8 protein-coding genes, 2 pseudogenes and 1 riboswitch are annotated in these 14,108 nt (G+C 72.3%); of the genes and pseudogenes, 7 read left to right on the top strand and 3 right to left on the bottom strand.

Features of this window, described 5'->3' with window-relative positions:
• Positions 1-90: 90 nt before the first annotated feature.
• Together N8I84_RS24455 and N8I84_RS24450 are read left to right on the top strand one after the other, a co-directional pair.
• Positions 91-1,443, top strand: a complete 1,353-nt coding sequence (locus N8I84_RS24455) for an SWIM zinc finger family protein (RefSeq protein ID WP_263231525.1) — start codon at positions 91-93, stop codon at positions 1,441-1,443.
• A 41-nt stretch (positions 1,444-1,484) separates the two neighbouring features.
• Positions 1,485-3,105 (top strand): annotated as a pseudogene (locus N8I84_RS24450) (DUF5691 domain-containing protein).
• Between the two features lie 128 nt (positions 3,106-3,233).
• On the opposite strand, the gene N8I84_RS24445 reads toward N8I84_RS24450, so the two are convergent.
• Complete coding sequence (locus N8I84_RS24445; protein ID WP_263231524.1) at positions 3,234-3,650, bottom strand: cobalamin B12-binding domain-containing protein; 417 nt, start codon at positions 3,648-3,650, stop codon at positions 3,234-3,236.
• Positions 3,651-4,295: 645 nt separating this feature from the next.
• On the opposite strand from N8I84_RS24445, the gene N8I84_RS24440 reads away from it, so the two are divergent.
• Together N8I84_RS24440 and N8I84_RS24435 are read left to right on the top strand one after the other, a co-directional pair.
• Positions 4,296-5,153: a lipase family alpha/beta hydrolase gene (locus tag N8I84_RS24440; protein ID WP_263231523.1), complete on the top strand. Its 858-nt coding sequence runs from the start codon at positions 4,296-4,298 to the stop codon at positions 5,151-5,153.
• A 188-nt stretch (positions 5,154-5,341) separates the two neighbouring features.
• A complete protein-coding gene (locus N8I84_RS24435; protein ID WP_390898940.1) occupies positions 5,342-6,958 on the top strand; it encodes a M23 family metallopeptidase in 1,617 nt (538 codons plus the stop codon).
• Positions 6,959-7,069: 111 nt separating this feature from the next.
• Here N8I84_RS24435 and pcrA read toward each other — a convergent pair whose 3' ends face one another.
• Positions 7,070-9,580, bottom strand: a complete 2,511-nt coding sequence (pcrA, locus tag N8I84_RS24430; RefSeq protein ID WP_263231521.1) for a DNA helicase PcrA — start codon at positions 9,578-9,580, stop codon at positions 7,070-7,072.
• A gap of 251 nt (positions 9,581-9,831) precedes the next feature.
• Positions 9,832-10,000, top strand: a riboswitch (cyclic di-AMP (ydaO/yuaA leader).
• 8 nt (positions 10,001-10,008) lie between these two features.
• On the opposite strand from pcrA, the gene N8I84_RS24425 reads away from it, so the two are divergent.
• Positions 10,009-11,169 carry a C40 family peptidase gene (locus tag N8I84_RS24425; protein ID WP_263231520.1) on the top strand — a complete coding sequence of 387 codons (1,161 nt, stop codon included), beginning with the start codon at positions 10,009-10,011 and terminating at the stop codon, positions 11,167-11,169.
• A gap of 126 nt (positions 11,170-11,295) precedes the next feature.
• A complete protein-coding gene (locus tag N8I84_RS24420; protein ID WP_263231519.1) occupies positions 11,296-12,270 on the top strand; it encodes a tellurite resistance/C4-dicarboxylate transporter family protein in 975 nt (324 codons plus the stop codon).
• Here N8I84_RS24420 and N8I84_RS24415 read toward each other — a convergent pair.
• Positions 12,248-12,601 (bottom strand): hypothetical protein, encoded by a 354-nt coding sequence (locus N8I84_RS24415; protein ID WP_263231518.1) that lies wholly within the window; start codon positions 12,599-12,601, stop codon positions 12,248-12,250. The genes N8I84_RS24420 and N8I84_RS24415 overlap by 23 nt on opposite strands.
• Positions 12,602-13,034: 433 nt before the next feature.
• Here N8I84_RS24415 and N8I84_RS24410 point away from each other — a divergent pair.
• Positions 13,035-14,101 (top strand): annotated as a pseudogene (locus tag N8I84_RS24410) (NlpC/P60 family protein).
• Positions 14,102-14,108: the final 7 nt, after the last annotated feature.

Raw genomic sequence — 14,108 nt, 5'->3', positions numbered from 1 at the left:
CCGTGCACCACACCACTGACAATGCATGGTGACCTGCGCAAACGCCGTCGCGAGGGTCGATTGTCAGTGCCGGGACCTACCGTCGACGACATGACTTGGCTGGGGGAGCGCTGGACCGCGGAGCAGGTGCTGGCACTGGCACCTGATGCGGCGTCACGCAAAGCGGGAAGCAAACTCGGGACGGCCGGGCCGTGGTCGGAGGCGGGCAGTTCCGACGAGGGGACGGTGTGGGGGCTGTGCAAGGGCAGTGGCAGCAAGCCGTATCAGACGGTCGTCGACATCGCGGACGCGGCCGGGCCCGCCTACAAGTGCAGTTGTCCGAGCAGGAAGTTCCCGTGCAAGCACGCGCTGGGGCTGCTGCTGCTCTGGGCGGGCGGGGACGGCGCGGTGCCGCGGGGACGGGAGCCCGACTGGGCGGAGCAGTGGATCAAGGGGCGCCGTCAGCGTGCGCAGGAGAAGCGGGCGGCCGGTGGTTCCCCGTCGGCCGCGTCCGCCGATCCGGAGGCGGCCCGGCGCAGGGCGGAGCGGCGGGCCGAGCGGATCACGGCGGGGGCGACGGAGCTGGAGCAGCGACTGGCCGACCTGCTGCGCGGCGGCATGGCCGCGGCCGAGCAGGCGGGGTACGGGCTGTGGGAGGAGACGGCGGCCCGCATGGTGGACGCGCAGGCTCCGGGACTCGCCGGGCGGGTGCGGGAGTTGGGGGCGCTCCCGGCCTCGGGGCCGGGCTGGCCGGTGCGGTTGCTGGAGGAGTGTGCGCTGCTGCACCTGCTGGACCAGGGCTGGCTGAGGCGTGAGCGGCTGCCGGAGGGGCTGGCCGCGACGGTCCGTTCGCGCGTCGGCCTGGCGGGTTCGCCCGACGGCTCGCCCGTCCGCGACCGCTGGCTGGTGCTGGCGCAGTACGACACCTCGGACGGCCGGCTGACCACACGCCGGATCTGGCTGTACGGGGAGAAGTCCGACCGCACGGTGCTCCTGCTCTCCTATGGAGCGGCAGGGCGCGCACCGGAGCTGTCCCTGCCGGTGGGGCTGGCCTTCGAGGCCGATGTATCGCCCTACCCGGGCGCGGGGCAGCTGCGGGCGGCGCTGGGTGAGCAGTTCACACCTCCGGCCCCGGCAGCGACGAGACCGCCGGGCGTGACCACTGCGGACGCGGCGGCGCGGTACGGGGAAGCCCTCCGGGCCGACCCGTGGCTGGACGCGTACCCCGTGACGCTGGGCCGGGTCATACCGACCCCGCAGGACGGCTCCTGGCAACTGGCGGACGCGCACGGCGGCACGGCGCTGCCGCTGACTCCGTCGGCGGGCAGCCGACCGGGCCTGTGGCGGCTGGTCGCGCTGTCGGGCGGTGCTCCGGTCACGGTCTTCGGCGAGTGCGGCCACCGCGGCTTCACTCCGCTCACCGCCTGGCCGGAGGGTGCCGGAGAGGCGGTCCCGCTGTGCTGACGACACCCGAGCGACTCGGTACCGACCCGGAAGGGGCCGACATGAATGCGACTCCCGCTCCCCCGGGCACGTCCTCCGCCGTGCCCTGGGAGGAGCTTGTCACGGTGGCCCTGCTGGGCACCGACCGGCGCACCCCGCCCTGGCTGCCGTCCGGCCCGCAGGCTCCGGCGGCGCTGCTGGACCTGGCCGCCGTGGAGACCGTCCGCCGCAGGGCCGGGCTGCGCCCCGCACCGGCCGGACCGCGCCCGGAGCCCGCGGTGGCGGACCCCCGCCCACCGCTGCCGCCCGCGGCGGCCCGCAGACTGGCCCTGCTGCTGTCGGACCGCCCCGGCACGGGCGGTGGCGGCCGCCGGGGGCCGCACCCGACCTCATGGAGTTGCTGCCGCAGTGGCTGGCGCTGGCCAACGAACGCGGCTACGCACCACCCCCGCAGGCGCTGCCGGCGCTGCTGGACGCGGCCCGCGCCCGCACGGATCTGCGACCGGCGGCGCTGGCCTTCGCCGCCCGCGCGCCCTGTGGCTGGCCCGGATGAACCCGGAGTGGCGCTTCGCGCTGCGCTCCGTGCCCGGCGGCGGTTCCGACCTGCCGCCGCCTCAGGAGCCGGACCGCGTCCGCCTGCTGTGGCAGGAGGGCCTGTTCGCCGAGCGGGTGGCCCTGCTCACCTCGCTCCGCGCTCAGCACCCCGCTCTCGCCCGGGACCTGCTGGCCGGCACCTGGGCGACGGAGCGGGCCGAGGACCGCCTGATGTTCCTCGACTCGCTGCGCACGCGACTTCAGCCGGCGGACGAGCCCTTCCTGGAGCAGGCGCTCTCCGACCGCAGCCGCAATGTGCGGGCGACGGCGGCGGAGTTGCTGTCCGCACTGCCGGATTCGGCCCTGGCCGGGCGGATGGCGGCGCGGGCTGCGGCCTGCGTGGCGGTCGACCCCACACAGGGGGAGCCGGTGATCGTGGTCGAGGCGCCGCACGAGTGCGATCCGGGCATGGAGCGCGACGGAGTGGTGCCGAAACCACCGGCAGGACGAGGCGAACGGTCGTGGTGGCTCGGCCAGTTGGTGGAGGCGGCACCGCTCGGCACATGGCAGGCGCGGCTCGGGGGGCGTACGCCGGAGGAGATCGTCGCTCTGCCGGTGGCCGACGACTGGCGGGGCGAACTGCACGCGGCCTGGTGCCGGGCGGCGGTACGGCAGCGGGACGCCGCATGGTCGCGGGCCCTGCTCGGCCCGCCGTCCGCACCGGAGGCCGCGGGCCCGGGGGCGGTGTCCCTGGCCGAGCGGGCGAAGCTGCTTTCGACGCTGGCTCCCGGGGACCGGGCCGACTGGGTCGCCGGGTTCATCGCCACGCACGGCCTGTCGGAGGCGTTCCAACTCCTCGGGGTGTGCGCGGTGCCCTGGGCCGCTCCCCTGGGCCGGGCCGTCGTCGACGCCCTCAACATCGCGCGGGACGCCGGAAGTTACCCGTGGAGCTTCAGCGGGGTGATGGGGTTGGCGGAGCGGTGCCTGGACCCGGCGGAGGCGAGCCGCCTCGACGCGCTGACGGCGATACCCGACGAGCCGGAGGACGCGTCGCCCGGTGCGGGCGGCTACTGGGCGGAGGCCTTCCAGCGTCTGACGACGACGCTGCGGCTGCGGGCGGCGATGGCGGAGGAACTGCGGGGCGCGTGAGCCGTGGGTCCACCCCAGCCCCTCGGTCCTCCGCGCCGGACGCCGATCAGCCCGCCGCGGCCGGCGGGCTGTGCCCGGCCTCCGCCAGTTGGCACCTGCGGAGGCGCGACGACGACGGCTACGGAGCTTTACGCCCCGGCCGGCTGACGTACGTTCGCCCGTACCCAGTCCACGATCGACGCGGTCGTCGCCCCGGGCGTGAAGATCTCCGCGACGCCCTTCTCCTTCAGCAGGGGGATGTCGGCCTCGGGGATGATGCCGCCGCCGAAGACCAGGATGTCCTCCGCGTCGCGCTCCTTCAGCAGTTCGATCACCGCGGCGAACAGCGTGTTGTGCGCGCCGGACAGGATCGACAGCCCGATCGCGTCGGCGTCCTCCTGGATCGCCGTGTCGACGATCTGCTCGGGCGTCTGGTGGAGACCCGTGTAGATGACCTCCATTCCCGCATCGCGCAGCGCCCGCGCGATCACCTTGGCCCCGCGATCGTGGCCGTCGAGCCCCGGCTTGGCCACCACCACGCGGATCGGACCGGCTGCCACACCCATCACTGCCTCCATGAAGCGACTACACACACCCTGTACCGATGGACCGCCTGCCGCCACATCACCGCACCGGCGGACACACGGACCGCACGGTCGGCACGCCTCGAACCGGCGGATCGGCCCCGCCGGCACCGGCGTCCCGCGCCGTACCGACCCGGGAAGTGAACGAACGTTATCGCCAGCATCCCGCAACCGGCAGTTTCGCGGTGGTGACCGAGGGGGAAATCACACAATGGGACACGTTCGCCGCGCAGGGTCCCCCCTCCCCGCGGCACACGCGCCGCGGCAGCGGCTCGAGCGCCGTGGACCGAGGGGATCGTGCGCAAGGAGAGCCGCACCAAGGCGGCCGCACCACCGCCCCACCAGCGGGGCGCCGTGGTGGTGCGGTACGCCGGCGAAAGGAATGCAAGGGCACGAAAGCGGGGAGCACCACCCGTACGAGGAGGACGGGACACCGCGCCACGAGGACGGGCGGGTCATGTCACCACGACGAGAACGGCGCCCGTCGCGTCAACCGGCGCCGTACGCGCCGCACCCGCGGCACGGCCGTACCCGCGGAACCTGCCCCACAGGCCACCGCCACGGCTTTCCATGAGGGCACACGGGGGCACGGAGACGTCCTCGCGCGTGCCGACGGGAGGTCGGCCAATGAAGGTCACCGGGGTAGTAGAGCCTCTGGTTCCGCTGTGCCAGCGCCTGTTCCCCAGCAGACTGGCCGGGCTCTCCATCGCGCTGCTGAAGGCGACCGCCCTGGAGCTGGCGATTCTCGCCGGGCACGTGCTCCTCTACCCGTCGGGAATCATCCAGGAGCGCCGCTGCGCCCCGCTCCCGCCCCCTCCGGACACCACCGCACTCCCCACCGAGGCCAAGCCTCCGGTGATCCTGCTGCACGGGTTCATCGACAACCGCTCGGTCTTCGTCCTCCTGCGCCGGAACCTCGCACAGCACGGCCGTCAGCACATCGAGTCGCTCAATTACTCGCCGTTGACGTGTGACATCCGCATCGCGGCCGAGCTGCTCGGCCGGCATGTGGAGGAGATCTGCGACCGCACCGGCCAGCGACAGGTGGACATCGTCGGACACAGCCTGGGCGGTCTGATCGCCCGGTATTACGTGCAGCGGCTCGGTGGCGACCTCCGCGTCCGCAGGCTCGTCACGCTCGGTACACCCCACTCCGGCACCCGCGTCGCCCCGCTCGCGAACGCGCACCCCATCGTCCGCCAGATGCGTCCGGGCTCGGAGCTGATCGAGGAGCTGCGTGAGCCGGCGCCCGGCTGCCGTACGCACTTCGTGAGCTTCTGGAGCGATCTGGACCCGCTGATGGATCCACTCGAGGCGGCGTGCGTCGACCATCCGGACCTGGTGGCGCAGAACATTCGGGTGAGCGGCATCGGCCATCTGGCCCTGCCGGTGCACCCCGCGGTCGCGGCCGGGATACGGCAGGCCCTGGACCTCGAGGAGCCGACGGCGGCCGCGGCCCACACCGGCGGCCTCACGGTGGCGTGAGCCCCGCCGCGCGCCATGCCTGACACAGCACCCGGCGTCCGTGCCCGACCCGGCATCCGGCCGCCCGGTGCTCACGCTCGTCACAGCACCAGGACGGCCGCCCACACCTCCCCGACACCCACCCGCACTCGAACATTCATCGAACGCAGCACCAAGGCCTTGTGCGGTGACCCCCGAAACACGGCCGAATGCCCGTTTCCTGCCCACCGGAAACCTGCGGAAGATTGTCGCGCCCGCGTACTGCCGGGTACAGTCGCCGCACTGCTCTGGCAGCCCCTGTTGTCGAGGCGAAAGAGAAGTCGGTGCACGACCGTCACCCGTCGGGGACCGCAACTCCCCCGGCTCCGGCCCCCGATGCCGCCTCGGCGCAGTACGCGTCGTACGGCCCCCAGGGTGGCCAGTACGGTGAGTTCACGACCTACGCCGACTCCACCGCGACCTTCGCGACCGATCCCCTCTTCGGCGACCTTCCGGGTGACGGCGGGACCGGTTCGTACGACACCGGCCAGTGGTCCACCGGCAGCCACGACACCGGCAGCCACGAGACCTTCGGCACCGGCACGCACCAGGCGCCGCACTACGACCCGTACGCGGCCCAGCACCACGCCGCGTTCGACACCGGCGCCCATGACACGGCGGCGTGGGCGACCGGGTACCAGCAGCTGGCCGCCATTCCCGCGCAGGCCCAGGCCCCCGACGCCACCGGCCAGTGGGACGCGCAGGCCTGGCTCGAGGCGGAGCAGTCGGCGGTCTTCACCCAGCAGTGGGAATGGGGCACGCAGACCTTCGACACGGGCACGTACGACGCCACGCAGTGGAACTCGGCGGGAAGCCCGGAACACGAGTCGGAACATGCGGCCACCGGCGGCTTCGAGCACGCCGTCCCCGACCCCTTCGCCGACGCCGAGCCCTTCGAACACCAGGCAGCCACCGCCGCCTTCGATGCGCTCCCGTCCGAGCGGCGCACCGACGACGACGCCCCGTCAGGAGCGGCCGACGACGTCTCGCTGCTCGACGACCAGGAAGAGCGCACACCCCTCCCGCCCACGCGTGCCGCATCCCGCGCCGCGAGCCGTTCCCGGCGTCGCACCCCGGCGAGGCGGTCCGCGCTGCTCACGGTCGCGGTGCCGTCGGTGTGTGTGATGGGGGTCGCCGGGATCGCCGCGGCGACCGTCGGCGTGGGCGGGAACGACGGCAAGGACACCACGGCGAGCGCCGCCGACACACCGGTGAAGCCGTCCGCCGCCAACAAGAAGCTGGACTCCCAGCTCGCGAACCTCTCGGCCGGCGCGAACGACTTCGCGGACCGGGCGAGTCGCACCCAGGAACGTATCGACCTCAAGGCCCAGCAAGTGGCCGAGCAGAAGAAGGCGGCGGCCGAGGCGGCGCTCAAGGAGCGGCTTCGCCCCAAGTTCGCGCTGCCGGTCCTGCAGAGGGGCCTCAGCGCCTACTTCGGCCAGGCGGGTGTCAACTGGATGTCCGTGCACACCGGCATCGACTTCCCGGTGGCGTACGGGACGACGGTGATGGCCGCGACCGACGGCACCGTGCAGACCAAGTGGAACAGCGCGTACGGCAACATGCTGATCCTGACCGCCAAGGACGGTACGCAGACCTGGTACTGCCACCTGTCCAGCTACCGGGTCCCCGCCGGTACGACCGTGAAGGCCGGTCAGCCGATCGCGTACTCCGGCAACTCGGGCAACTCCACCGGCCCCCACCTCCACTTCGAGGTGCGCCCCAGCGGAGGCGCCGCGATAGACCCGCTGCCGTGGCTGCGCAGCCACGGGCTCGACCCGACCTGACCGACTCGGCTCGACCGACCGGCTCCCCGAACGACTGGTTGTCGACCGGCTCACCAGACCGACCGGCTCCGCGGCGAGCCCCCGCCGTTCAGCGAGGGCCCGGAAGCGGGGCTACAGCTTCTCCACCGGCGCGTACCGCAGCAGCAGCCGCTTCGGCTTCTCATCCCCGAAGTCGATCGTCGCCTCCGCGTTCGACCCCGTGCCCTTCACAGCGACGACCGTCCCGAGGCCGAACTGGTCATGGGTGACACGGTCGCCCACCGCCAGCGAGACCACCGGCCGCTCCGTCGCCCCGCCCCGGCGCGTGGCGAACCCGGACGCGCCCGCTGCCGACGAGCGCGAACGGGACGACGACAGCGAGGCCGCCACCCCCGAGAGCGGCCCGGACGACGGCGCCGCGAAGGAACCACCCTTCCGCTTCCACTCCACGTGCTGCTCCGGGATCTCCTCCAGGAACCGCGAGGGCGGGTTGTACGACGGCTGGCCCCAGGCGCTGCGCATGGCCGACCGCGTCAGGTAGAGCCGCTCCCGCGCACGCGTGATGCCGACGTACGCCAAGCGCCGCTCCTCCTCCAGTTCCTTGGTCTGCCCGAGCGCGCGCATGTGCGGGAAGACGCCGTCCTCCATGCCGGTCAGGAAGACCACCGGGAACTCGAGGCCCTTCGCGGTGTGCAGGGTCATCAGCGTGATGACGCCGTCACCCTCTTCCCCGTCGGGAATCTGGTCGGAGTCGGCGACGAGTGCGACCTGCTCCAGGAAGTCGGCCAGAGTGCCGCCCGGGACGGCAGCCCCTGCGGTCTCCGCTCCCTCGCCGCGCTCCTGTTCGAACTCCAGGGCGACGGCGGCGAGTTCCTGAAGGTTCTCGATCCGGGTCTCGTCCTGGGGGTCGGTCGAGGACTGCAACTCGGCGAGGTAGCCGGTGCGTTCGAGGACGGCCTCGAGGACCGTGGCCGGTCCGGCGCCCGACTCCACGATCGTGCGCAGCTCCTCCATCAGCGTGTTGAACCGCTTGACCGCGTTGGTGGAGCGGGCCGCCATGCCGTACGCCTCGTCGACGCGGCGAAGGGCCTGCGAGAAGCTGATCTTCTCGCGCTGGGCGAGGGCGTCGATCATCGCCTCGGCGCGCTCGCCGATGCCCCGCTTGGGCACGTTCAGGATGCGCCGCAGCGGCACGGAGTCCTCCGGGTTCGCCAGCACCCGCAGGTAGGCCAGGACGTCCCGGACCTCCTTGCGCTCGTAGAAGCGGACGCCGCCGACGACCTTGTAGGGCAGGCCGACGCGGATGAAGACCTCTTCGAAGACACGGGACTGTGCGTTGGTGCGGTAGAAGACGGCGACGTCCCCGGCCTTGGCCTCGCCCGCGTCCGTGAGGCGGTCTATCTCGTCGGCGACGAACTGCGCCTCGTCGTGCTCGGTGTCGGCGACGTAGCCGGTGATCCGGGCGCCGGCGCCCGCGTTGGTCCACAGGTTCTTCGGACGGCGGGACTCGTTGCGCTCGATGACCGCGTTGGCGGCGGAGAGGATCGTCTGCGTGGAGCGGTAGTTCTGCTCCAGCAGGATCGTCGTGGCGTCCGGGTAGTCCTCCTCGAACTGGAGGATGTTGCGGATGGTCGCGCCGCGGAAGGCGTAGATCGACTGGTCGGCGTCGCCGACGACGCACAGCTCGGCGGGCGGGACGTCGTGCTCGTTGGGCGGGACGTCCTCGTCGTGCGCGCGGGTGCCCACGAGTTCGCGCACCAGGGCGTACTGGGCGTGGTTGGTGTCCTGGTACTCGTCGACGAGGACGTGGCGGAAACGGCGGCGGTAGTGCTCGGCGACGTCCGGGAAGGCGCGCAGCAGATTGACCGTCGTCATGATCAGATCGTCGAAGTCGAGCGCGTTCGCCTCGCGCAGCCGGGACTGGTAGAGCGCGTACGCCTGGGCGAGGGTCTTCTCGAAACCGTCGGCCGCCTGGGCGGCGAAGTCCTCCTCGTCGATCAGCTCGTTCTTCAGGTTGGAGATCTTGGCGCTGAAGGACTTGGGCGGGAAGCGCTTGGGGTCGAGGTCCAGGTCACGGCAGACGAGGGCCATCAGGCGCTTGCTGTCGGCGGCGTCGTAGATGGAGAAGGAGGACGTGAAGCCGAGCCTCTTGCTCTCCCGGCGCAGGATGCGGACGCAGGCGCTATGGAAGGTCATCACCCACATCGCGTTCGCGCGCGGGCCGACGAGCTGCTCGACCCGCTCCTTCATCTCGCCCGCGGCCTTGTTGGTGAAGGTGATCGCGAGGATCTGCCCGGGGTGGACGCCCCGCTCGGCCAGCAGGTACGCGATGCGGTGGGTGAGCACACGCGTCTTGCCGGAGCCGGCGCCGGCCACGATGAGCAGCGGGGAACCGGCGTGCACGACGGCCGCGCGCTGGTTCTCGTTCAGCCCCTCCAGCAGCGCCGCCATGTCGACGGCAGGGCGGTGCGTGCCGTTGCGGTAGTACGCGTCCCTGTCCGGTGGCAGGTCGAACTTCCCGCCGAACAGATCGTCCGGAACAGGCTCCGGAGCGTGCTGGTCCTCGGGCGGCGGGGGCTCCTCCTCGTGGGCCGGAGTGGCCTTGAGGTCCGCCAGGAAGCTGTCGTCAAAGAGGCTGCTCATCGCTCTCCGAGTCTAGGCCGCCCCACCGACAGCCCGCCGCCACCCCGGAAACTCCGCCTCGGAAGCGACCGCCCGGGCCATTGCCACCGGCAGGAATCACCCGCTCACCCTGCGCGCCCGGAAAGCGCTGCCGGCGTGAAGGTCACAAAAACGTATCGGGCATATCACGCATCAACCTTCACAGCAGCCACACCAGTTGGCTACCGTGCCGGGCGGGTCGTACGACCACCACCGGCGAACGTCGCCGGGCCGTGCGGCCTCCGCCGAGTCCGGTGCCCGATGGACAGCCGGAGCCGGGGACCCAACCGACCTTGGGGTGAATCGGCCGGCCGCCCTGCGCGGCACGGCCGTAGGGCACACCTTCCGGAACCACCCGCCCGAACCCGACAGCTAACTCGGTAGGCGGACTACGGAAGGAGACGCCTTTCATGGCGCCGCACCGCAAGGCGCGCCCCGCGGGCACGCGTATCGCCGGCATACGGACCCCCGCCCTGGCGACGGCAGCCCTCACCTCCGTGGCCCTGCTCTCGCAGACCGCCAACGCCGCGCCCTCCGCCGACGGCGGGCCCAGCGTCGAGGAGGTCGAGAAGAAGGTCGACGACCTCTACCGCCGCGCCGAGTCCGCCACCGAGCAGTACGACGCGGCGAAGGAGAAGAGCGACCAGCAGCGGGGACGCGTCTCCGCGCTCCTCGACGACGTCGCAAGACGCACCCAGAAGCTCAACGAGGCGCGGGACCGGCTGGGTTCGTTCGCCGCGGCGCAGTACCGCACCGGGGAGGCGGCCCCCGACACGGCCACCTTCCTGCTGGCCGACACGCCGCAGGACTACTTCGACCAGGCCCAGCTGATGAGCCGGCTCACCAGCCGTCAGAAGGAAGCGGTCGACGAGTACGTCACCGAGCAGGCCGCGACGATGAGGAAGCGGCAGGAGGCCACCGAGAGCCTGCGGTCGCTCACCGAGTCGCGGCTGAGGCTCCGGGCGGCCAAGGCGGAGGTGCAGAAGAAGCTCGCCGACGCGCGGGACCTGCTGTCCGAGCTGACCGCGCAGGAGAGGGCACGGCTCGCCGCGCTGGAGAAGAAGAAGCAGGAGGAGGCGCAGCGGCAGGCGCAGGAGTTGGCGCGGCAGCAGGCGGCACAGCAACAGTCGCCCCCCACGGCCCCCACCACCACGACGACCGGCTCGCCGGGCTCCCCCACGGGGGCCACGGACTCCATAGACCCCTCGTACGCGACGAAAGCCGCCAAAGCGCTGGCGTTCGCCCGTGCCCAGATCGGCAAGCCGTATGTGTGGGGCGCCACCGGGCCCGGCTCGTACGACTGCTCGGGCCTGACCCAGGCCGCCTGGAAGGCTGCCGGGGTGTCACTGCCGCGCACCACCTACGACCAGGTGAACGTGGGCACGACGGTCCCGCTCGCCGACGCGCAGCCCGGTGATCTGATCTTCTTCTACGACGACATCAGCCATGTCGGCCTCTACATCGGCAACGGCATGATGATCCACGCGCCGAAGCCGGGGGCGTACGTCCGCGAGGAGTCGATCTACTACGGGGGCGCGCCGATCATCCACAGCGTGGTGCGCCCGGCCTGACCCACGCTCGCCGAGCAGGTGCGCGTGGGGACGCCCGCCGTCCGGCACGCGCGCGTGGGGTTGTTTTCCGTCCTCGCGCGCGTGCCCCCGTACGCAACCCGTGTGCGCGTCCCTAGCATCGGGCGCATGTCAGGCACCTCCGCGCTGCGCACCTGGTGGGCGCCGCGTCCGCCCGCCACCGGGTCCGCCGTCATGGCGACCGGCATCCTGTCGGTCGGGCTCCACCTGACCGGCCAGCAGATCCTCTCCCGCCTCGCCCTGGTCCTGGCGGGTGCCGCCTGGCTGGGGCTCGCCGCCGACATCGCCCTGCAACTGCTGTGGGACCGGGAGCAGTGGCGGGCCCGGGCCGGCTCGCCGGCCGCGCTCACCATGGTGCCGGCGACCACCGTGCTGGGCTCAGGGGTGTCCGCTCTGAACGGGCAGCCGCTCGCCGAGGCACTGCTCGCACTGGCCGTGGTGCTCTGGGCCTGCCTGGTCCCGTTGACCGTGCCGGACTGGGAGCGCCGGATGCCCGGCGCGGTGTTCCTCGGGTGCGTGGCGACGGAGGGGATCGCGATGCTCGGGGCGGTGCTCGCGGCGGCCGAGGGGGTGGCCTGGCTCGCCCACACGGCGCTGGTGTTCTTCTGGTTCGGGCTGGTGTTCTACCTGATCGGGCTGGGCTGCTTCGACCCTCGGCAGGTGGTGACCGGGCCGGGCGACCAGTGGATCTCAGGTGGCGCACTCGCCCTCTCGGCGCTGGCCGGTTCGCAGCTCATGAGCGCCGCGCACAAAGGGCCCTACTTGTGGAACAACGACGACAGCGGCGTCCTGCGCGGTGTGACCGTCGCCCTCCTCGTCCTCGCCCTGGCCTGCTACGTCGTCCTGGCGGTGGCGGAGGTGCTGCGGCCCCGGTTCCGCTACGACGTCCGGCGCTGGTCGACCGTGTTCCCGATGGGGATGACGGCGGTGGCGGCGCTGTCCGTCGCCTCCTCCGTCGGCGTGCCGTGGCTGCGCGGCCTCGGCCGGGTGTTGCTGTGGATCGCGGTGGCCGCCTGGCTCCTGGTCCTCGCCGGAGCGGTCGCGTCCGCCGTGGACGGCGTCAGGTCCAGAGCACGGCGATGAAGATGTTCGCCAGGGTCGCGGCGCCGACGAGGCCGAAGAGGGGCTTCTCGACGGTCTCCTCGTCCCGCTTCACATAGACCAGGCCCAGGATGACGATCAGCAGGGCCAGCTTGATCCCGATCTTGATCGTGTTGACCGAGTGGTGGTCCGCCTGGTTGAGGCCGACCAGCGCCACCCCCGTGACCAGCATGGTCAGCGCGCCGTGCAGCATGGCGGGCACGAAGCGGGCCGTGCCCTTGCCCAGCGCCTTCATCTGGGTGAGGAAGCCGCCGAGGAGCGCGGCGATGCCGACGATGTGCAGCCCGACGAAGAGGTGGATGAGTACGTCCATGGGGCCGGAGCCTAATCAGCGCGTCTGTGCCCGCTGACACCGCCCCGGCGGATGTGACGCCGCTCGCTCGGCCCTCCGGATCGGCCGCATATATGCGCCCTATAGCACTCGACGGCCGCCCGGTGCGCCGGATGCGCCGCATTGGTCATCGCAGAGCGTGAAGACGGCGACCCGGCATCGGGATCGCGGTCACATACGGTCACCGTCAGTCCGGTCGGGCCACTTCCGTACATCCGGTCACCATCGCATCACGGACGGGTTTAGCGTCCTCCCCCAGGTGCCCGGCTCCCCATCGCCGCCCGGGCCAGGGGCGGCCGTCGGGCACCACCGCCGAGAAGGTCCGGCGGCGGCCTGTTCCCCCTGTGCGGACCGCCGCCGGACGCGTGACACCGCCCGCGGCCCCGGCGGTCGTACGAAAGGACGTGACGTCCAGGTGGCAGCGCACCGCAAGCCCAGACAGCGTTCGCTCGGGGGCGGCACGGCCCGCACCGCCGCCACGATCGCCCTCGCGGGAGCGGCTACCGCGACCGGTTTCGACGGCACGGGGCACGCCGAGCCGCCCCTCTCGCCGGCCCAGGTCAAGGCCAAGGTCGACAAGCTGTACCAGGAGGCGGAGGCCGCCACCCAGAAGTACGACGGCGCCGAGGAACAGGCGGAGGCGGCGCAGAAACGGCTGAACGCCCTGCGGGACGAGGCGGCCCGCCGCACGGACCGGCTGAACTCCGCCCGGGACGCCCTGGGTTCCTCGGCGGCGGCGCAGTACCGCGACGGGGGCCTCGACCCCGCGGTGCGGCTGCTGCTCTCCTCGGATCCCGGGCAATACCTCGACAACGCCGCGTTCGCCGAGCGCGTGGACAACCGCCAGGCGGCGGCTGTGACGCGCGTACGCGACCAACTGCGGGAGATCGAACGGCTGCGCGGTGCGGCACGGGTCGAACTGGCCTCACTGGCGTCCCGGCAGGCGGAGCTGCGGCGGCAGAAGCGGACGATCACCGAAAAGCTGGGCGAAGCACGACAGCTGCTGTCCCAGCTCACGCAGGGACAGCGGGCAGGGGCCTCGGCGGACGGGGGCGCGGGACGGACGTCGCGGTCCGTGGGGCGCGATCTGCTGGGCGCCGTGCCGCCGCGACAGCGACGGCCGAGGCGCCGGACGCCCGGGCGGCGGCCGCGGTGGCGTACGCGTACGGCAAGCTCGGCAGCCCCTACGTCTGGGGCGCGACCGGACCGAACGCCTTCGACTGCTCGGGACTGGTCCAGGCCGCGTACCGCTCGGCGGGCATCTCGCTGCCCCGGACGACCTACTCCCAGATCGGCGCGGGCCGGCGCGTCCCGCGCTCCGAACTCCTCCCCGGTGACCTGGTGTTCTTCTACTCCGGGATCAGCCATGTGGGGATCTACGTCGGCCACGGGCAGATGATCCACGCCCCGAACCCCTCGGCACCGGTCCGCCTGGCGCCGATCGACGAGATGCCGTTCGCGGGAGCCACGCGGGTGGTGTGATCCGGAG

It is taken from the genome of Streptomyces cynarae (genome assembly GCF_025642135.1).
Lineage (GTDB): Bacteria > Actinomycetota > Actinomycetes > Streptomycetales > Streptomycetaceae > Streptomyces > Streptomyces cynarae.
The sequence above is the reverse complement of the archived record's forward strand: the minus strand, read 5'-3'. Positions and strand labels throughout refer to the sequence as shown.